Annotated in this window: 16 protein-coding genes and 1 riboswitch; of the genes, 1 reads left to right on the top strand and 15 read right to left on the bottom strand. The window is 68.9% G+C overall.

The features are described from left to right. Nucleotides 1-54 precede the first annotated feature (54 nt). The 10 genes from ACFOSH_RS30975 to ACFOSH_RS30930 form a co-directional block, all read right to left on the bottom strand. A complete protein-coding gene (locus tag ACFOSH_RS30975) occupies nt 55-1,428 on the bottom strand; it encodes an L-serine ammonia-lyase (protein WP_378242895.1) in 1,374 nt (457 codons plus the stop codon). 16 nt (nt 1,429-1,444) lie between these two features. Continuing rightward, nucleotides 1,445-2,446 carry a lipoyl synthase gene (gene lipA, locus ACFOSH_RS30970; RefSeq protein WP_378242893.1) on the bottom strand — a complete coding sequence of 334 codons (1,002 nt, stop codon included), beginning with the start codon at nt 2,444-2,446 and terminating at the stop codon, nt 1,445-1,447. Further along, nucleotides 2,443-3,711: a serine hydroxymethyltransferase gene (glyA, locus tag ACFOSH_RS30965; RefSeq protein WP_378242891.1), complete on the bottom strand. Its 1,269-nt coding sequence runs from the start codon at nt 3,709-3,711 to the stop codon at nt 2,443-2,445. Before glyA ends, lipA begins: the two co-directional genes overlap by 4 nt. A gap of 1 nt (nt 3,712) precedes the next feature. Then, nucleotides 3,713-4,090, bottom strand: coding sequence for a glycine cleavage system protein GcvH (gene gcvH, locus ACFOSH_RS30960; protein ID WP_378242889.1), 378 nt, complete (start codon nt 4,088-4,090; stop codon nt 3,713-3,715). 17 nt (nt 4,091-4,107) lie between these two features. Beyond that, on the bottom strand, nt 4,108-5,199 hold the full coding sequence (gcvT, locus tag ACFOSH_RS30955; protein ID WP_378242887.1) for a glycine cleavage system aminomethyltransferase GcvT: 1,092 nt from the start codon (nt 5,197-5,199) through the stop codon (nt 4,108-4,110). Nucleotides 5,200-5,207: 8 nt separating this feature from the next. Then, nucleotides 5,208-8,039 carry an aminomethyl-transferring glycine dehydrogenase gene (gcvP, locus tag ACFOSH_RS30950; protein ID WP_378242885.1) on the bottom strand — a complete coding sequence of 944 codons (2,832 nt, stop codon included), beginning with the start codon at nt 8,037-8,039 and terminating at the stop codon, nt 5,208-5,210. Between the two features lie 43 nt (nt 8,040-8,082). Continuing rightward, nucleotides 8,083-8,184, bottom strand: a riboswitch (glycine riboswitch). A gap of 348 nt (nt 8,185-8,532) precedes the next feature. Then, a complete protein-coding gene (locus tag ACFOSH_RS30945; RefSeq protein WP_378242883.1) occupies nt 8,533-9,300 on the bottom strand; it encodes a 3-oxoacyl-ACP reductase in 768 nt (255 codons plus the stop codon). After that, on the bottom strand, nt 9,301-10,665 hold the full coding sequence (locus ACFOSH_RS30940; RefSeq protein ID WP_378242882.1) for an aldehyde dehydrogenase family protein: 1,365 nt from the start codon (nt 10,663-10,665) through the stop codon (nt 9,301-9,303). Continuing rightward, nucleotides 10,662-11,375 carry a gamma-glutamyl-gamma-aminobutyrate hydrolase family protein gene (locus tag ACFOSH_RS30935; RefSeq protein WP_378242880.1) on the bottom strand — a complete coding sequence of 238 codons (714 nt, stop codon included), beginning with the start codon at nt 11,373-11,375 and terminating at the stop codon, nt 10,662-10,664. The genes ACFOSH_RS30940 and ACFOSH_RS30935 overlap by 4 nt, the downstream gene beginning before the upstream one ends. Beyond that, nucleotides 11,356-12,720 carry a glutamine synthetase family protein gene (locus ACFOSH_RS30930; protein WP_378242878.1) on the bottom strand — a complete coding sequence of 455 codons (1,365 nt, stop codon included), beginning with the start codon at nt 12,718-12,720 and terminating at the stop codon, nt 11,356-11,358. Before ACFOSH_RS30930 ends, ACFOSH_RS30935 begins: the two co-directional genes overlap by 20 nt. A gap of 227 nt (nt 12,721-12,947) precedes the next feature. Between ACFOSH_RS30930 and ACFOSH_RS30925 the strand changes: the two genes are divergently transcribed. Further along, entirely contained in the window at nt 12,948-13,472 is a 525-nt protein-coding gene (locus ACFOSH_RS30925; protein WP_101609779.1) for a general stress protein, read from the top strand. Between the two features lie 92 nt (nt 13,473-13,564). Here ACFOSH_RS30925 and aspS read toward each other — a convergent pair whose 3' ends face one another. From aspS to ACFOSH_RS30900, 5 genes are all read right to left on the bottom strand, one after another. Further along, the gene (aspS, locus tag ACFOSH_RS30920) at nt 13,565-14,656 is read right to left on the bottom strand and encodes an aspartate--tRNA(Asn) ligase (protein ID WP_378243030.1); all 1,092 of its coding nucleotides are present in this window, start codon (nt 14,654-14,656) and stop codon (nt 13,565-13,567) included. A 260-nt stretch (nt 14,657-14,916) separates the two neighbouring features. Continuing rightward, the gene (locus ACFOSH_RS30915; RefSeq protein WP_378242876.1) at nt 14,917-16,542 is read right to left on the bottom strand and encodes a helix-turn-helix transcriptional regulator; all 1,626 of its coding nucleotides are present in this window, start codon (nt 16,540-16,542) and stop codon (nt 14,917-14,919) included. After that, nucleotides 16,497-16,889, bottom strand: coding sequence for a hypothetical protein (locus tag ACFOSH_RS30910; RefSeq protein ID WP_378242874.1), 393 nt, complete (start codon nt 16,887-16,889; stop codon nt 16,497-16,499). Before ACFOSH_RS30910 ends, ACFOSH_RS30915 begins: the two co-directional genes overlap by 46 nt. A gap of 169 nt (nt 16,890-17,058) precedes the next feature. Next, a complete protein-coding gene (locus ACFOSH_RS30905; protein ID WP_378242872.1) occupies nt 17,059-18,285 on the bottom strand; it encodes a DUF1700 domain-containing protein in 1,227 nt (408 codons plus the stop codon). Next, nucleotides 18,282-18,605 carry a PadR family transcriptional regulator gene (locus ACFOSH_RS30900; protein WP_378242871.1) on the bottom strand — a complete coding sequence of 108 codons (324 nt, stop codon included), beginning with the start codon at nt 18,603-18,605 and terminating at the stop codon, nt 18,282-18,284. Before ACFOSH_RS30900 ends, ACFOSH_RS30905 begins: the two co-directional genes overlap by 4 nt. Between the last annotated feature and the right edge of the window lie 156 nt (nt 18,606-18,761).

Raw genomic sequence — 18,761 nt, 5'->3', positions numbered from 1 at the left:
GTTGCGGTACTTGCGCATGCATACATCGCAAACAGGTGCCGAATTGCGAGGATGTCAGCACTCGATGACGTTGACGGCCAGGCCGCCGCGCGCGGTCTCCTTGTACTTCACGCTCATGTCGGCGCCGGTCTCACGCATCGTCTTGATCGCCTTGTCCAGCGTCACGACGTGCGAACCGTCGCCGCGCATCGCCATCCGCGCGGCGTGGATCGCCTTCGACGCGCCGACGGCGTTGCGTTCGATGCACGGGATCTGCACCAGCCCGCCGACCGGGTCGCAGGTCAGCCCCAGGTGGTGCTCGACGCCGATCTCGGCGGCGTTCTCCACCTGCGCGGGTGACCCGCCGAGGACCTCGGTGAGCCCGGCGGCGGCCATCGCGCTGGCCGAGCCGACCTCGCCCTGGCAGCCGACCTCGGCGCCCGAGATCGAGCCCGTCTGCTTCAGGATCGAGCCGATCGCGCCCGCGGTGAGCATGAAGGTCACGATGCCGTCGTCCGACGAGCCCCGGATGAACCGCTGGTAGTAGTGCAGCACCGCCGGGATGATCCCCGCCGCGCCGTTGGTCGGCGCGGTGACGACGCGGCCGCCCGCGGCGTTCTCCTCGTTGACGGCCAGCGCGTACAGGCTCACCCAGTCCATCGCGTACAGCGGATCGCCGACGCCGTCTTCGGCGAGCAGCTTCTCGTGCAACGCCTTCGCGCGGCGCGGCACCTTCAGCCCGCCCGGCAGGACACCCTCGTGCTCGCAGCCGTTGTGCACGCACTCCACCATGACCTGCCAGATCTCCAGCAGGCCCTCGCGGACCTCCTCACGCGTACGCCACGAAAGTTCGTTGCGCAGCATGACTTCGCTGACCGAGAGCCCGGTGTCCTCGCAGTGCTTCAGCAGATCCGCGCCGGTGCGGAACGGGAACTCCAGTTTCGTCGAGTCCTCGACGACGACAGTGTCCGTCTCGTAGGACTCGTCGCGCACGAAGCCGCCGCCGACGGAGTAGTAGGTCCGCTCGCGCAGCACCTTCCCGTCGGCGTCGAACGCGCGGAAGATCATCCCGTTCGGATGCGCGGGCAACGACTTCCGCCGGTGCATCGTCAGATCGGTGTCCTCGGTGAACACGATCTCGTGCTCGCCGCGGACCTTCAGCAGGCAGGATTCGCGGATCTCCGCGATCTTGCCCGCCACCGTGCCGGTGTCGATCTCCTCCGGACGCTCCCCGGACAGCCCGAGCAGCACGGCCTTGTCGCTGCCGTGCCCGAACCCGGTCGCGCCGAGCGAGCCGAAAAGCTCGCTCTGGACACGCGTCGTGGCCGTCAGGTCACCGTCGGCCGCCAGACCGTCCACAAAGGTCAGTGCGGCGCGCATCGGGCCCACCGTGTGGGAGCTGGAGGGGCCGATGCCGATCGAAAACAGGTCGAAGACGCTGATCGCCATTGATCTGCCCTCCTTCCTATCTGGCCAGCAGTGAGCTGGCTTCTTGGGCCGCGGGCCCTTCGGCGGCGAGATGGGCCAAGTTCTCCGACAGTGCTTCGCCGCGGTGAGCCTTCGTCTGAGCGAACAGGCGACCGGCCCGATACGACGAGCGTACGAGCGGCCCGGCCATCACACCAGCGAAACCCATCGCTTCGGCGGCCTTCGAATGCTCGACGAACTCTTCGGGCTTGACCCAGCGGTCGACCGGGTGGTGCCGGGGCGAGGGGCGCAGGTACTGGGTGATCGTCAGGATCTCGCAGCCCGCGTCGACCAGGTCCTTCATCGCGGGCGCGACCTCGTCGGGGGTCTCGCCCATGCCGAGGATGAGGTTCGACTTCGTCACCAGACCGGCCTCACGAGCCTTCGTGATGACCTCCAGCGACCGCGCGTACCGGAAACCAGGACGGATCCGCTTGAAGATCCGCGGCACCGTCTCCACGTTGTGCGCGAGCACCTCCGGCCGCGAACCGAACACCTCGGCCAGCTGCTCCGGATCCGCGTTGAAGTCCGGGATCAGCAGCTCGACACCAGTACCCGGGTTCATCGCGTGGATCTGACGGACGGTCTCCGCGTACAGCCACGCGCCACCGTCTTCGAGATCGTCACGCGCGACACCGGTCACCGTCGAGTAGCGCAAACCCATCGCCTGCACCGACTCCGCCACCTTGCGGGGCTCGGTCGTGTCCAGCGCCTCGGGCTTGCCCGTGTCGATCTGGCAGAAGTCACACCGACGGGTGCACTGGTCGCCACCGATCAGGAACGTGGCCTCGCGGTCTTCCCAGCATTCGTAGATGTTGGGACAACCGGCCTCCTCGCACACGGTGTGGAGGCCTTCCCGCTTGACCAGGCCCTTGAGCTCGGTGAACTCGGGGCCCATCCGGGCGCGCGTCTTGATCCACGGCGGCTTCTTCTCGATCGGGGTCTGCGCGTTGCGGACTTCGAGCCGGAGAAGTTTGCGCCCCTCGGGGACCGCGCTCATCGGTTGAGGTCCGCGTACAGCGGGTGCTTCTTCGCGAGGAGTTCGACCCGGGCGGACAGCGACCGGCGCAGGGCCTCGTCGAAGTCCGGGCGCAGCGCCTCGGCGATGATGTCGGAGACCTCGGCGAAGTCCTCGGCGCCGAAGCCGCGGGTCGCCAGGGCAGGGGTGCCGATGCGCAGGCCCGAGGTGATCATCGGCGGACGCGGGTCGAACGGGACGGCGTTGCGGTTGACCGTAATGCCGACCGAGTGCAGCCGGTCCTCGGCCTGCTGACCGTCCAAAGCGGAGTTGACCAGGTCGACGAGCACCAGGTGCACGTCGGTGCCGCCGGTCAGCACGCGGACGCCCGCTTCGGAGCAGTCCGTGCGGGAGAGGCGGTCGGCCAGGATCTTCGCGCCTTCGAGGACACGCTGCTGACGCTCGCGGAACTCCTCGCTCGCGGCGATCTTGAGCGCGACGGCCTTGGCGGCGATGACGTGCTCCAGCGGGCCGCCCTGCTGGCCGGGGAACACCGCCGAGTTGATCTTCTTGGCGAGTTCCTGGCGGGACAGGATGATGCCGCCGCGCGGACCGCCGAGGGTCTTGTGCGTGGTCGTGGTGACGATGTCCGCGTACGGCACCGGGCTCGGGTGCAGCCCGGCCGCGACGAGACCGGCGAAGTGCGCCATGTCGACCATGACCTTCGCGCCGACCTCGTCGGCGATGCGGCGGAACTCGGCGAAGTCGAGCTGACGCGGGTACGCCGACCAGCCGGCGATGATCAGCTTCGGCTTGTGCTCCTTGGCGAGGCGCTCGATCTCCTCGACGTCGACGATCCCGGTCTCCTTGTCGACGTGGTACGCGACGACGTTGTAGAGCTTGCCGGAAAAGTTGATCTTCATCCCGTGGGTCAGGTGACCGCCGTGGGCGAGGTCGAGACCGAGGATGGTGTCGCCGGGGTTGAGCACCGCGACCATGGCGGCGGCGTTGGCCTGCGCGCCCGAATGCGGCTGGACGTTGGCGTGCTCGGCGCCGAACAGCGCCTTCGCGCGGTCGATCGCCAGCTGCTCGATGACGTCGACGTGTTCACAACCGCCGTAGTAGCGGCGGCCGGGGTAGCCCTCGGCGTACTTGTTGGTCAGCACCGAACCCTGCGCCTCGAGCACGCCCACCGGGGCGAAGTTCTCCGAGGCGATCATCTCCAGGGTCGACTGCTGCCGGTCGAGTTCGGCCGCGACGGCGGTGGCGACCTCGGGGTCCACTTCGGACAGGGCAGCGTTGAACATGTCAGTTCTCCTGGGTGAGCACGGCGTAGGCCTGGGCGTCGAGCAGGGCGGGCACGTCGCCGGACAGACGCACCTTCAGGAGCCATCCTTCGGCGTACGGGTCCGAGTTGACGATCTCGGGGGTGTCCGTTGTGGCCTCGTTCACCTCGACGACCTCGCCGTCCACGGGTGCGTACAGCTCGCTGACCGACTTGGTCGACTCGACCTCGCCGAACACCTCGCCCGCGGTGACGGTGTCGCCGACCGAGGGAAGCTGGACGAACACGATGTCACCGAGCGATTCGGCGGCGAAGGCGGTGATGCCCACGGTGGCGACGCCGTCGACGACGTTCAGCCACTCGTGTTCCTTCGTGTACTTCAGGTCCTGGGGGATGCTCATGATGGTGAAAGGGCCTTTCAGGCGCGGGAGTAGAAGGGCAGGGCGACGACCTCGACGGGCTCGATACGGCCCCGGATGTCGACGGAAAGCTCGGTGCCGGGCTCGGAGTGCTCCCGGTCCACATAGGCCATGGCGATCGGGTAGCCCAGGGTCGGCGACAGGGCGCCGCTGGTGACCTCGCCGATCTCGGTCTCGCCGGACAGGACGGTGTAGCCGTGGCGCGGCGCGCGACGGCCGGAGCCCTTGAGCCCGACACGGACGCGGGGGACGTCCTTCTTGGACAGCTCTTCGAGCGCGGCCTTGCCGACGAAGTCGTTCGGCTTCTCGAACTTGACGACGCGGCCGAGACCGGCTTCGAACGGGCTCAGCTGGAGGCTGAGTTCGTTGCCGTACAACGGCATTCCCGCTTCGAGACGCAGCGTGTCGCGGCAGGCCAGACCGGCCGGGAGCAGGCCGTGCGGCTCACCGGCCTCGGTGAGGATGCGCCAGACGGCGGGCGCCTCACCGGCCGGGACGTACAGCTCGAAGCCGTCCTCGCCGGTGTAGCCAGTGCGGGCGAGCAGGACGTCGTGACCCTTCACGACGGCCGGGACGCTCGCGTAGTACTTGAGCGCGCCCAGGTCGGCGTCGGTGACGGCGCCGAGGATCTCGACGGCCTTCGGGCCCTGGACGGCGATCAGCGCGACGTCCTCGGACCTGTTGTCGACGACGGCGTCGAATCCGGCGACCCGCTCGGCCAGCGCCGCGGCGACCACGGCGGCGTTGCCCGCGTTGGCCACGACCAGGAACTTCTCGTCGGCGAGACGGTAGACGACCAGGTCGTCCAGCACGCCGCCGGTCTCGTCGCAGATCATCGTGTAGCGCGCCCTGCCCGGCTTGACGCCGGACAGGTTGCCGACCAGCGCGAAGTCGAGGACGTCGGCTGCCTGCGGGCCGGTCACCTCGATCTCGGCCATATGGGACAGGTCGAACAGGCCCGCGGTCTCGCGGACCGCCTTGTGCTCCGCCAGTTCACTGCTGTAGCGGATCGGCATCGACCAGCCCGCGAAGTCGGTGAACAGCGCACCCAGTCCTTTGTGGACTCCGTGCAGGGACGTCTCTTTCGACATCAAGTGCCTCAGTTCTCGTAGGCGTTGAGCGGCGGGCAGGAGCAGACGAGGTTACGGTCCCCGCGCGCACCGTCGATGCGACGCACCGGGGGCCAGTACTTGGCCTTGCGGTTCACCCCGGCGGGGTACACCGCGAGTTCGCGGTCATACGGCAGGTCCCAGTCGCCGACCAGGGTTTCGGCGGTGTGCGGGGCGTTGCGCAGCGGGCTGTTGTCCGCGGCCCACTTGCCCTGCGCGACGGCGTCGATCTCCGCGCGGATGGCGATCATCGCCGCGATGAAGCGGTCGATCTCGCCGAGGTCCTCGGATTCGGTCGGCTCGACCATCAGCGTGCCCGCGACCGGGAACGACATGGTCGGGGCGTGGAAACCGTAGTCGATCAGGCGCTTCGCCACGTCGTCGACGCTGACACCGGTCTCCTTGGTGAGCCCGCGCAGGTCGAGGATGCACTCGTGCGCGACGAGGCCGTCCTGGCCGGTGTAGAGCACCGGGTAGTACTGGTTGAGGCGCTTGGCGACGTAGTTCGCGGCGAGCACGGCGACCTGGGTCGCGGCGGTGAGCCCGCCGGCGCCCATCATGCGGACGTACGCCCACGAGATCGGCAGGATCGACGCCGAGCCGTACGGGGCGGCGCTGATCGGGCCGACGCCGGTCGAGGGACCGGCCTTCTCCAGCAGCGGGTGGTTCGGCAGGTACGGCGCGAGGTGCGCGCGGACCGCGACCGGGCCGACGCCGGGGCCGCCGCCACCGTGCGGGATGCAGAAGGTCTTGTGCAGGTTCAGGTGCGAGACGTCGCCGCCGAACTCACCCGGCTTGGCGAGCCCCAGCAGGGCGTTGAGGTTCGCGCCGTCGACGTAGACCTGGCCGCCCGCGTCGTGGACGATCTTGGCCAGCTCGTCGATGCCGTGCTCGTACACGCCGTGCGTGGACGGGTACGTCACCATGATCGCGGAGAGCGTTTCGCGGTTCGCGTCGACCTTGGCGCGCAGGTCTTCGAGGTCGACGTTGCCTTCGGCGGTGCACTTGACCACGACGACGCGCATCCCGGCCATCACCGCGGAGGCGGCGTTCGTGCCGTGCGCGGACGACGGGATCAGGCAGACCTCGCGCTCGGCCTGGCCGTTCGCGTGGTGGTAAGCACGAATGGCCAGGAGTCCGGCGAGCTCGCCCTGGCTGCCCGCGTTCGGCTGCAGCGACACCTTGTCGTAGCCGGTGACCTCGGCCAGCCAGGTCGACAGCTGCTCGACCAGCACGTGGTATCCCTCGGCCTGGTCAGCGGGGGCGAACGGGTGGATACCCGCGAACTCGCGCCAGCTGATCGGCTCCATCTCGGTGGTGGCGTTGAGCTTCATCGTGCAGGAGCCGAGCGGGATCATGCCGCGGTCGAGCGCGTAGTCCAGGTCGGACAGGCTGCGGAGGTAGCGCAGCATCGCGGTCTCGGAGCGGTGGGAGTGGAAGACCTCGTGGGTGAGGTACTCGCTCTCGCGGTGCAGGCCGGTGGGCAGGGCCTGCGCGTCTTCGGCCTTGTTTTCGACGCCGAAAGCGTTGAGCACCTTGGCGATGATCGCGGGCGTGGTGACCTCGTCGACGGCGATGCGGACGTGGTCGGCGTCGACCGGGCCGAGGTTGATCCCGTTCTCGCGCGCGACGGCGACGACCGCTTCGGCCTGTCCGGGCATGCGGGCGAGGACGGTGTCGAAGAAGCCCTCGTGGACGACCTCGACGCCGCCCGCGCGCAGCGCGTCGGCCAGTCCGGCGGCGAGCTCGTGGACGCGGGCGGCGATGCGCTTGAGGCCGTCCGGACCGTGGTAGACCGCGTACATCGCGGCGAGCACGGCGGGCAGGACCTGCGCGGTGCAGATGTTGGAGGTCGCCTTCTCTCGGCGGATGTGCTGCTCGCGGGTCTGCAGGGCGAGGCGGTACGCGGGGTTGCCGTCGGCGTCGACCGAGACGCCGACGAGGCGGCCCGGCAGCGAACGCTCGAGCCCGGCGCGGACGGCCATGTACCCGGCGTGCGGGCCGCCGTAGCCGAGCGGGACACCGAAGCGCTGGGTGGAACCGGCGGCGATGTCGGCGCCGAACTCGCCCGGCGCGGTGACCAGCGTGAGGGCGAGCAGGTCGGCGGCGACGGTGTACAGCGCACCGGCGGCCTTCGCGGTCTCGGAGATGGCGGAGTAGAAGCCCGCGCCGCGCAGCACGCCGGAAGCGCCCGGGTACTGGACGACGACGCCGAAGAACTCCTCCGGCAGCCCGGTGAGCAGGTCGCGGACCTCGACCTCGACGCCCATGGCCTCGGCGCGGGTGCGGACTACGGCGATGGTCTGCGGCAGGCACTCGGCGTCGAGGACGACCTTGTTCGACTTCACCTTCGACGCGCGGCGCATCAGCATGACGGCCTCGGCGACCGCGGTGGACTCGTCGAGCAGGGAGGCGTTCGCGGTGGCGAGACCGGCCAGTTCGGAGACCATGGTCTGGAAGTTGAGGAGGGCTTCGAGACGGCCCTGCGAGATCTCCGGCTGATACGGCGTGTACGCCGTATACCAGGCCGGGTTCTCCAGCACGTTGCGGCGGATGACCGCCGGGGTGACCGTGTCGTGGAAGCCGAGGCCGATCATCTGCGTCATCGGCTTGTTGAGCGCGGCGAGCGCGCGGAGCTCCGCGATGGCGTCCTCTTCGGACGCGGCGGGCGGGAGTTCGAGGTCACGGGTGACCCGGATCGCGGACGGCACCGCGGCCTGCACCAGGGCATCGAGACTGCCGTAGCCGACCTCGGCGAGCATCTTGGCCTGCTCGGACTCCGAGGGGCCGATGTGCCGGTCGTCGAAGGACGTACTGGTCAAGGGAGCTCCTTGGGTCAGGCGCCGGATAGACCGGTGCGCCGGGAACTCCCCCTCTGTCATGGCACCTGAGAGTTTCACCACCGTTGAGGGTGGCTTTCACCTTGGGTGAGGCGCACTTGCGCGCCTGCTTTCCAGAGTGGCCTCGCGGAAGCGGTAGTGGATACCTGAGAGATTCCGGGGAGTTTGCTCCTTCGGTGCCCCACCACGTTCGTGAGGGCTCTCCCGCTCCAGCTCGACGGCCCGATCTGCAGTTGTGCGCACACCGTACCTGGCGTGTTCAGCGCACGTCTACTTCTGGCCGGGCACGTCACTTCTCCCGTTCGCCCGGACACCCGGCGTGCCCGGACGACCGGGTCCGGTTCAGGCGTTCTCCATCAGTGACGAAGCCTCGGCAGTCCGTGAAGGCCTCCTTCCCTACCTTGAGCGTAGGGAAGGAGGCCTTCACGGACCTCGCGAGCAGGCAAAACGCATTTAGAGGACGAAATGCGGCAGGTCAGAGGGGGGTGACGTAGGCGCCCGAGATGCCGCCGTCCACCAGGAACTGCGAAGCGGTGATGAACGAGGCGTCGTCGCTCGCCAGGAAGGCGACCGCGCCCGCGATCTCCTCCGGCTCCGCGAACCGCCCGACCGGCACGTGCACCAGCCGCCGCGCGGCCCGCTCGGGGTCCTTCGCGAACAGTTCCTTCAGCAGCGGCGTGTTCACCGGCCCCGGGCACAGCGCGTTGACCCGGATGTTCTCCCGCGCGAACTGCACGCCCAGTTCCCGGCTCATCGCCAGCACGCCGCCCTTGGACGCGGTGTAGGAGATCTGCGACGTCGCCGCGCCCATCACCGCGACGAACGAAGCCGTGTTGATGATCGAGCCCTTGCCTTGGCGCCGCATATGCGGCAGCACCGCCTTGCAGCACAGGTACACCGAGGTCAGGTTGACCTTCTGCACCTTCTCCCACGCGTCGATGCCGGTGGTGAGGATCGAGTCGTCCTCGGGCGGGGAGATGCCGGCGTTGTTGAACGCGACGTCGACCGAGCCGAACTGGTCCACAGTGGTCTGGAACAGGGCCTCGACCTGGTCGGCGTCGGTGACGTCGGCCTGCACGAACAGGCCGCCGACCTCGTCGGCCGCGGCTTCGCCCGCCTCGGCGGAGATGTCACCGATGACGACCTTCGCGCCCTCGCTCGCCAGCCGCCGCGCGGTGGCGAGGCCGATGCCGCTGCTCCCGCCGGTGATGACCGCGACGCGGCCTTCGAAACGCTGCACCATTTAATCCTCCGTGCTGATAAAGACGTTCTTGGTCTCGGTGAAGGCGTCGACAGCGTCCGGCCCGAGTTCACGGCCCAGCCCGGACTGCTTGAATCCGCCGAACGGCGTCCAGTACCGGACGGACGAATGCGAGTTGACCGAAAGGTTCCCGGCTTCGACGCCACGCGCGACGCGGAAGGCGCGGCCGACGTCGCGGGTCCAGATCGAGCCGGACAGGCCGTACTCGGTGTCGTTGGCCATGGTCACCGCGTCCGCCTCTTCGGCGAACGGGACCACCGCGACGACGGGGCCGAAGATCTCGTCCGACGCCAGCGGATGCCGCAGGTCCGGCGGGGTGACGACGGTCGGCGCGAACCAGTACCCGGGCCCCACGGGCGCGCTGCCCCGGAAGGCGACCGGCGCGGAGTCGTCCACATAGGACGAAACCTTCGCGTGGTGTCCCGCCGAGATCAGCGGCCCCATCTCGGTCACCTCCAGCCGCGGATCCCCGACGACGACGCCGTTCACCGCGGGTTCCAGCAGCTCCATGAACTTCTCGTACACGCTCGCCTGGACCAGGATCAGTGACCGCGCGCAGCAGTCCTGCCCGGCGTTGTCGAAGACGCCGTACGGCGCGGTGGCCGCGGCCTTCTCCAGATCGGCGTCGGCGAAGACGATGTTCGCGTTCTTGCCGCCGAGTTCCAGGGTCACCCGCTTCACCTGCGCGGCGCAGCCCGCCATGATCTGCTTGCCGACCTCGGTGGAGCCGGTGAACACCACCTTCCGCACCGCCGGGTGCTCCACGAACCGTTGCCCCACCACAGATCCCTTGCCTGGGAGCACCTGGAAGACGTCCGAAGGGATCCCGGCCTCGCGGGCGAGTTCGCCGAGGCGGATCGCGGTCAACGGGGTGAGTTCGGCGGGTTTGAGCACGACGGTGTTCCCGGCGGCGAGCGCGGGCGCGAACCCCCAGCCCGCGATGGGCATCGGGAAGTTCCACGGCACGATCACCCCGACCACGCCGAGCGGCTCGTGGAACGTCATGTTCACCCCGCCGGGGACCGGGATCTGCTTACCGCTCAACCGTTCGGGTGACGCCGAGTAGTACGTCAGCACATCGCGGACGTTGCCCGCCTCCCAGCGCGCGTTGCCGATCGTGTGGCCCGCGTTGACGACCTCAAGCTGGGCGAGGTTCTCGATGTCGGCGTCGACGGCGTCGGCGAACCGGCGCAGCAGCCGCGCCCGGTCGCCGGGGGCCACCGCACGCCAGGCCGGGAACGCCGCGTGCGCGCGGGCGATCGCCGCGTCGGTCTCCTCGGCCGAGGTCAGCTCGACCGACCTCACCACCTCTTCGGTAGCGGGGTTGATCACCTCGAACGTGGTCATTCTCGCTCCTTCGCAGCTGTTACGAGTGCCTCGAAAAGCCTTGTGTCGTCAGGGTTCTGTTCGGGATGCCATTGGACGCCGAGTACGAACTCCTCGCCGGGCAGTTCGGCCGCCTCGATGGTCCCGTCGGCGGCCCAGCCTGTCGCGACCAGCCCGTCGCCGAGCCTGTCGATGGCCTGGTGGTGGTAACACGGCACCTTGGTCTCGGTGCCGAGGATCGACGCGACCCGGCTGCCCTCGGCAAGGGTCACCGTAGTGGTGCCGAAGGTCGCGGGCGCGGGCTGGTGATCCTTGCTGTCCACAGTGTCCGGCAGGTGCTGGGCGAGCGTCCCGCCGAGCGCGACACTCAGCACCTGCAGCCCGCGGCATACGCCCAGCACCGGCTTGCCACTGTCCAAAGCAGACCGCAGCAGCCCGAACTCGAACGCGTCCCGGTTCGGCCGGACGTACGTCGTCGGGTGCTGCTCCTGGCCGTAGCGCGCCGGGTCGACGTCGGCGCCGCCGACCAGCACGAGACCGTCCACAGCGGACATCAGCCGATCGTGCGCCCCGCTCACCGGCGGCAGCAGGACCGGTACGCCGCCCGCCGCGACGATCCCGTCGACGTAGACCCGGTGCAGCAGCGCGGCTTCGGTCTCCCAAACCAGGAACTTCGCGGGCTCCAGATAGGACGTCAGCCCGATGATCGGTTCAGAGGCGCTCGAAGCCACGGATCCTCTCCCAGTCGGTGACGGCGGCGTCGTACGCGGCGAGTTCGACCTTCGCCGCGTTCAGGTAGTGGTCGACGACCTCGTCCCCGAACGCTGTCCTGGCGAGTTCGCTCCGGTCCAGCAGGGCCGCCGACTCCCGCAAGGTCGTCGGCACGGTCGGCTTGTCGGAACCATAGGCGTTGCCGTGGAACTCCGCCTCCAGCTCCAGCTCGTTCTCGATGCCGTACAGCCCGGCCGCGATCAGCGCGGACACCGCGAGGTACGGGTTCACGTCGCCGCCGGGGACCCGGTTCTCGGTGCGGAGCGAGTCTCCGTGCCCGACGACGCGGAGCGCGCACGTGCGGTTGTCGGTGCCCCACGCGACGGCTGTCGGCGCGAAGCTGCCGGGGACGAAACGCTTGTAGGAGTTGATGTTCGGCGCGAAGAAATACGTCAGCTCGCGCAGCCCGGCGAGCTGACCGGCGAGGAAGTGCTCCATCAGCGGCGAGAACCCGCCGGGGCCGTCGCCCGCCAGGACGGCTTCACCCGCGGTGGAGCGCAGGCTGATGTGGATGTGGCAGGAGTTGCCCTCGCGTTCGTTGTACTTCGCCATGAACGTGAGGCTCTTGCCCTCCTGCGCGGCGATCTCCTTGGACCCGGTCTTGTAGATACTGTGGTTGTCGCAGGTGGTCAGCGCGTCGGCGTAGCGGAAGGCGATCTCGTGCTGGCCCGGGTTGCACTCGCCCTTGGCAGACTCGACGTACAGCCCCGCGCCGCCCATGTCGTTGCGGATCCGGCGCAGCAGCGGCTCGATCCGCGAGGTGCCGAGCATCGAGTAGTCGACGTTGTACTGGTTGGCCGGGCGGAGGTCCTGGTACCGCTTGTCCCAGGCCGACTCGAAGGTGTCGTCGAAGACGATGAACTCCAGCTCGGTGCCGACGTACGCGGCGAGACCGAGGGCGGCCAGCCTGTCGAGCTGGCCGCGCAGGATCTGACGCGGCGAGGGGGCGACGGCGCCGCCCTGCACCCGTTCGAGGTCGGCGAGGACGAGCGCGGTCCCTTCCTGCCACGGGAGCAGGCGCAGTGTGTCGAAGTCCGGGCGCATGACGAAGTCGCCGTAGCCGGTCTCCCAGGACGACATCGCGTAGCCGTCGACGGTGTTCATGTCGACGTCGACGGCGAGGAGGTAGTTGCACGCTTCGGTGGCGTGCTCGACGACCTCGTTGAGAAAGTATTCGGCGGCGCAGCGTTTGCCCTGCAGCCTGCCCTGCATGTCGGTGATCGCCACCAGCACCGTGTCGACGGTGCCGTCCTCGACCAGTTCCCGGAGCCGATCCAGCGTGAGCATGCCGCGCCTGTTCGCCATCAGCCTCACCTAAAGGTTCGAAGCGGTACCTTTGCGGCTTCTTCCTACCGGGTCGGCCCGACACGGTCAACTCGGTCAATGGTCTAGTTTGTTATCCATTGCGGACTGTAGTTGATCCCTGGGCGGATTGTCTGCGATGCCCGGCTGAGAAGATGCTGTGAATCCCGCCGGACGGGAGGAGATCCGTACCTCCGGAACGTTGTACGGATCAAGAGAGGTGAGAAGGAATGACACAGGCATTCACGCAGCAGACCACGTTCACCGAGCCCCAGGGGCGGGCTCAGCTTCCGACGCTGCCCAGCGGGTGGCCGATCGGCTCCTACGAGTCGTACTCCGATGCGCAGCGTGCGGTCGACCACCTCGCGGGAACGGACTTCCCGATCACCGACGTCACCATCGTCGGTGTCGAACCGATCCTCGTCGAGCGGATCGCCGGGCGGATGGGCTGGAGCAAGGTGCTCACCAGCTCGGCACTGTCGGGCGCGATGTTCGGTGTGTTCCTCGGTCTCGTGCTGAGCCTGCTGAACCCGGGGGCAGGGCTGGTGCCGATCCTCGTCGGCCTCGTCGGCGGTATCGGGTTCAACCTGCTGTTCGGCGCGCTGGGGTACGCGGCTTCGAAGAACAAGCGCGGGTTCATCTCGCAGAGCCAGCTGGTCGCCCGGCGCTACGACGTCCTGGCACAGCCGCGCAACGCCGAGAAGGGCCGCGCCTTGCTGGCCGACCTGGCCGCCAGGAGCGCTTTCATCCACTGACGCGGTTCCGCTGAGTTCGATCGCTGGGCCGATGTGTCATGAAGGGTCGTTCAGGACGAAAAATGTCCTGAACGACCCTTTCATGTCATCCGCTAGGGGGTCAGGCGGTGCAGGTCGCGCGGGAAGAGCGTCGTCTGGCGGACATTGGGCAGCCCGAGCAACCGGGCCGTCCAGCGTTCGAGACCGAGCGCGAACCCGCCGTGCGGCGGCATCCCGTGCGCGAAGACGGCCAGATAGTCCCGATACGGCTCCGGCGACTCCCCGCGAGCGGCCAGCGCGGCGGCGTAGTCGGCGTGCCGGTGCAGCCGCTGGCCCCCGGTCACCAGTTCCAGCCCGCGGAAGAGCAGGTCGAAACTGTTGGAGTACTCCGGCCGTGCCGGGTCCGGATGCGTGTAGAACGGCCGCTTCACCATCGGATATCCTGTGACGAACAGGAATTCCGACCCGTGTTCGCGCAGGGCCCAGTCCGAAAGCAGCCGCTCGTGCGCGGGTGCGAGGTCGGGCTCGCCACGGGGGTCTTCGCCGGACAGCCGCGCGATCAGCTCCTGGGCCGCCGCGAAGTGGATCTCCGGAATCTCCTCGGGCACCACGACCCCGGTCTCCGGGACGGCGTCGGCCATTCCCGCGATCGCTTCCCGCAGCACAGCCATCACGTCGTGGTGGCCGTCGATGAAGCCGAGTTCGGCGTCGAGGCTGGTGTACTGCGCGAGATGCCGCGCGGTGTCGTGCGGTTCGGCTCGGAAGACAGGGCCGACCTCGTAGACCCGCTCGAACACCCCGACCAGCGCTTGTTTGTAGAACTGCGGGGACTGCGCCAGGAACGCCCGCTTCCCGAAGTAGTCGATGCCGAAGACGTTCGCCCCGGATTCGGTGGCCGACGAGACGATCTTGGGCGTCTGGGTTTCGGTGAACCCGAGCCGGTCCAGCGCCGACCGGAACCCCGCGACGCTCGCCGCCGCGATCGTGAACACCTCCTTCAGTCGCGGATGCCGCAACGCGACGGCGGCGTTGTCCAGCACCGTGGGCAACGCGGCAGGCACCGTCGGCCGGTAGAGGTCGAACGGCGGCGGTTCGGCGGGTTCGGAAAGCAGCCCGACCGACGGCTCGGTGAGCTCCAGGCCGCCGGGTGCCTGGGGGTTGGCGGTGACGAGGACACGCGAGATCATCACAACTCCTGTACGGATATGCGCGACCCCTTGGGAGTGCGGGCGAGAAGGGAACTCGCGGTACCACCGCACTTTCGCCGCCGCCCTGGACGAGCGGCGGCCTCGAAGGCCCGGTGACGGGGGCCGGACGGCGGGGCATGAGGCGCGGACGCCGTTCCTCCCCGCACTCGGGAGGGTCTTCACCGAAGGGCGCGAGGCCGCCTTCTCAGCTACCGGCGGCTCTCTGGGTCTCGCGGGTTCCTTGGCTACTCGTCTCCGTCAGCGTGTTGCCCGGGAGGTTACGTCCTCCGGCGCCGTTCCCGCATCCGGAATTCCGCGCGGGCCAGCTCGCGCCGCCCGGCGATGCCGAGCTTCGTGTAGATGCGCTTCAGCTGGTTCTCGACCGTTTTCGGGGTGACGAACAGATCCTGCGCGATCTCGCGGTTCGCCTGACCGGACGCCGCCAGATCCGCGACCCGCCGTTCGCTCGCGGTCAGCGACGACGGGTCGGCGACGCTCATCCGCCGGGGCCGGTCCCCCAGCGCTTCCAGTGCTTCGACGGCGCGGATGCGCAGCACGACCGAACCGCATTCGGCGGCCAGTTCGATCCCGCGGTTGAGCGGGATCCGCGCGTCCGCGCGCCGCCGGGCGACCCGCATCGCCTCGCCGAGGTCGATCAGCGAACGGGCGAGGTGCAGCCGGGCGGGAGACCGCTCCAGCACCCCCACCGACTCGGCCAGCAGGTCCAGCCGCCGGTCGCCGTCGGCGTGCGCGAGCAGCCGCAGCGCGGCGCCGATCTCCGTCGTGGTCCCCCACTTCCGAGCGATGTTCACCTGCTCCTCGGCCAGTTTCAGGGCGTGGTCCGACTCGCCGAGCAGCAGCGCGGCGCGCACGGCGGGCACCCGCCACGGGATGGTCGGCGGGTCGACGCCCACCGCGCGCATCTCGTCGCGCTGAAGGAACGCCTGTGTCCTGGCGAGCACGGGATTCCCGATGGCGAGCGCGATCAGCGCGCGGGGTTCGTGCAGCCACATCGTCGGCATCATGCTCGGGCCGTCGCCGTGGTCGCCGTCGAACCGCGCCAGCATTTCGGCGGCGGCTTCGAGATCGCCCCGTTCCATCGCGGCGTTGGTGACCATCGCGAACTCGACGGGCGAACCGTGCGCCCGCACCCGCTGCCTCGCGCGCTCGATCTCCCACCCGGCGTCGTCGATCCCGTCGGCGGAGATCAGCGCGAACATCGCGACCACCCAGCCGACCATCACGTCGATGCTCCCGGTGGCGTCTTCGAAGTAGGCCCCGTTGGCCAGTGCGCGGCAGGCTGTCGCGGCGACCTCGTCCGCGGGCCGGACCTCGTAGCGCCCCATCTGCGCGAGCAGTCCGAGCAGGGTGCGCTCGTCGGGGGTGCCGCCGCTCAAGCTCGCGTACGCGCGCAGGTGATCGGACGCCGTCCGGCGGTGGTGCGGCAGGAACGAGCGGATCACCGCGAGCCGCGCTTCGAGGTGCATCCGGCCGGGATCGCGCGGGCCGCCGGGGCGGGCGGCGATAGCCTCGCGGAGTTCGGCGTCGGGCACGCCGTCCGCCGCCATCAGGAGTTGCCGCAGCGCCGCGTCGTCCGGGCTCTCCTCGACGGCCCGGCGAAGGTGCGCGGCGACCGTCCTCGAGCACCGGCCGAAAGCAGCGAAGCCGCGGCCTCGCGCAGGATCCCGGCAGGGTGTCCCTGGACGCGCGGACGAGATGTGCGGCGACCCGATCCGCCGGGGCTTTCGCCGCCCACAACGCTTTCGCCGCGTCGCCGTGCAGGGCGCCGCGGGCGATCGGGCCCAGATCCGCGAGAACGGCCTCACGACGGCTCCGGCGTGCGCGTCGTCGACCGTGATCAGCAGCGGCCGGGACCACGAGAGGTCGGCCGCGACCCACCACAACGCGTGCAGCGTCCTGGCGAGTTCGGCCTCGCTCGGATCGGCGGCCGCGGCGTCGAGCGCCCGGAGCGCGGCGCCGGCCGGGCCGGAGCGGCTTTCCCCGCTGTGGCGCGAAAACGAATACCGACCAGCTGACGGATGACACCCCAGGCCATCGCCCCTTCGAGCGCGTCACCGACGGCCTCGAGCCTGCCGAAACCACGGCCTTTCGCCAAGGCCCGGCTCTCCTGGACCCACCGGGTCTTGCCGATCCCCGCCCGGCCCTCGCCCGCCGTGGCGGAATCGAGCGCCGCTTCGATCCTCGCGAGTTCCCGCTCGCGCTCGAGAGTCGGCTCGTCGCGGTGACGCATCCGAAAAGGGTAGCGGCCGCGATGTGGCCTGAAAGAACTCCGGCAGGTCACAAAAAGGAAATGCCGCGAAAGCCACTTTCTCGATCCCCGAGGTCTTCGAAAGTGACTTTCGCGGCTCTCCCCGAATCGGGTGGAGGCGGCCCCCGACGCCCTCCTCCACCCGGACCACCTAGCGCGTCGGCTGGGTGGAGTTCGACGGCGGCGCCTGGGGTGTCGCGGAAGGCGGTACCGGGGCACCCTTCGGGATCGCCGCGCTGAACGGGACGTCGGCCCTTTCCTCGCAGTAGGCGCGGTAACCGTTGTAGCCGTCGCGGCTCCCCTGACCATCCTGGACACCTCGCTCGACGCGCGGGCGCGGATAGCGGTTGTCGTCGCCGACCTTCCGCTTCTCGCCCGTGCTCTTCTCACAGGCGTACCGGGTCGTGCTGAGCGGACGGCCGTTCTCGTCGTAGAGGTAGATCTCGCTCAACGGCTTGCCCTCGGCGTCGAAGGCGTAGATGTTGTCCACGCCCTGGTTGCCGTACATCAACTGCGGATTGCCGTAGGTGTCGTTGTAGTTCGGCGTGTAACCGCTGTTGTAGGAACTGCCGCCGTAGGACCGTTTCGCGATCAGATCGACGGCCGCGCCCGCCCCGCCGAGCATGCTGCCGATGACGAACGCCGAGATCGGCACGGCCAGCCACAACAGCCGCCGGTCGGTCTTCAGCTTCGACCCCGCCCAGACCACCGCGACGGCCGCCAGCAACATCAACGGCAGCAACAGAACGGCCTCGGCGTCGCGAAGCACGAGCAGCAGGCCGAACACGACCAGCACCGCCGCGCACAGCACCCACCACGCCGGCTTGAGCGTGCGGAAGTAGCTCAGTCCCTTGCCGTTCCGGTTGCTCTGGAACGACGTCACGATCTCGCGGAGCTTGACCACCTCGGGCAGTTCCGCGATCGGGGCGACCCCTCGCCGGACCACGTAGGCCACGCTGATCGCGAGCACGGGGGCGATGAAAAGCAGGCCCAGCAACGGTTCCACCCGGACCCACACCGCGGCCGCGAAGCCGAACAACGCGAACCCGCCCACGGAGAACACCAGTCCCCAGAACGCGAACCGCGCTCCGCCGATCCCGGTCTTCATCTTCAGCACTGTGGTCTTGTCGCCCGCTTCGGCCGGACGCGGCGGATAACCGCCGGACGCCCGCAGTTCGGCGGCGTAGCTTTCAGGGCTGCCCAGCCGCTCGATCAAGGCGTCGACCTTCGGGTTCTCCCCGAGCTCCGCCTCCATTTCGGCGAGATGGGGCCGGACGTCTTCGAGGATCTCCTCGACTTCGCTCTCGGGCAGGTCGGCGAGCGCGCTCCTGACCCTCGCCAGATACACCCGCACGGCGGTCGGATTCTGCGTGCTCATGCTGCCTCTCCCAACAGGCTGTTCATCGTCGTGGCGAAAGTCCGCCAGGTCTGCGTCGATTCTTCGAGGCGCTGGCGTCCCGGTTCGTTGAGGCTGTAGTACTTCCGGTGCGGGCCCTCTTCACTCGGCACCACGTAGGACGTCAGCAGGCCTGCCTTGTACAGCCGCCGGAGCGTCCCGTAAACCGAAGCGTCGCCCACCTCCTGCAACCCCGCGACCCGGAGTCTTCGGAGTACGTCGTAGCCGTAGCCGTCCTCCCCGCGGAGCACCGCGAGAACGGCGAGGTCCAGCACGCCTTTTAGTAGCTGACTGATCTCCACAGTCGCGTCCCTCCCAGTCTTACGCAACAGAAGGTACCACGCATTGCACAGTAGTGCGCAAGGCGGAAGCCACTTGCGTCCACGGGTGGTTCATGGGTTACTTAGTCCAGTAATGAACCACCGCACCCGGAGAGGGTGCACGACGACTGGGAACGG

Origin of the sequence: Amycolatopsis speibonae (genome assembly GCF_042647925.1) — a bacterium.
GTDB lineage: Bacteria > Actinomycetota > Actinomycetes > Mycobacteriales > Pseudonocardiaceae > Amycolatopsis > Amycolatopsis speibonae.
The sequence above is the reverse complement of the archived record's forward strand: the minus strand, read 5'-3'. Positions and strand labels throughout refer to the sequence as shown.

What these genes read in the sequence shown, in the direction of transcription:
- ACFOSH_RS30975 (WP_378242895.1), bottom strand. Translation starts at nt 1,428, where the DNA reads ATGGCGATCAGCGTCTTCGACCTGTTTTCGATCGGCATCGGCCCCTCC.
- lipA (WP_378242893.1), bottom strand. Translation starts at nt 2,446, where the DNA reads ATGAGCGCGGTCCCCGAGGGGCGCAAACTTCTCCGGCTCGAAGTCCGC.
- glyA (WP_378242891.1), bottom strand. Translation starts at nt 3,711, where the DNA reads ATGTTCAACGCTGCCCTGTCCGAAGTGGACCCCGAGGTCGCCACCGCC.
- gcvH (WP_378242889.1), bottom strand. Translation starts at nt 4,090, where the DNA reads ATGAGCATCCCCCAGGACCTGAAGTACACGAAGGAACACGAGTGGCTG.
- gcvT (WP_378242887.1), bottom strand. Translation starts at nt 5,199, where the DNA reads ATGTCGAAAGAGACGTCCCTGCACGGAGTCCACAAAGGACTGGGTGCG.
- ACFOSH_RS30945 (WP_378242883.1), bottom strand. Translation starts at nt 9,300, where the DNA reads ATGGTGCAGCGTTTCGAAGGCCGCGTCGCGGTCATCACCGGCGGGAGC.
- ACFOSH_RS30940 (WP_378242882.1), bottom strand. Translation starts at nt 10,665, where the DNA reads ATGACCACGTTCGAGGTGATCAACCCCGCTACCGAAGAGGTGGTGAGG.
- ACFOSH_RS30930 (WP_378242878.1), bottom strand. Translation starts at nt 12,720, where the DNA reads ATGGCGAACAGGCGCGGCATGCTCACGCTGGATCGGCTCCGGGAACTG.
- ACFOSH_RS30925 (WP_101609779.1), top strand. Translation starts at nt 12,948, where the DNA reads ATGACACAGGCATTCACGCAGCAGACCACGTTCACCGAGCCCCAGGGG.
- ACFOSH_RS30910 (WP_378242874.1), bottom strand. Translation starts at nt 16,889, where the DNA reads ATGCGTCACCGCGACGAGCCGACTCTCGAGCGCGAGCGGGAACTCGCG.
- ACFOSH_RS30905 (WP_378242872.1), bottom strand. Translation starts at nt 18,285, where the DNA reads ATGAGCACGCAGAATCCGACCGCCGTGCGGGTGTATCTGGCGAGGGTC.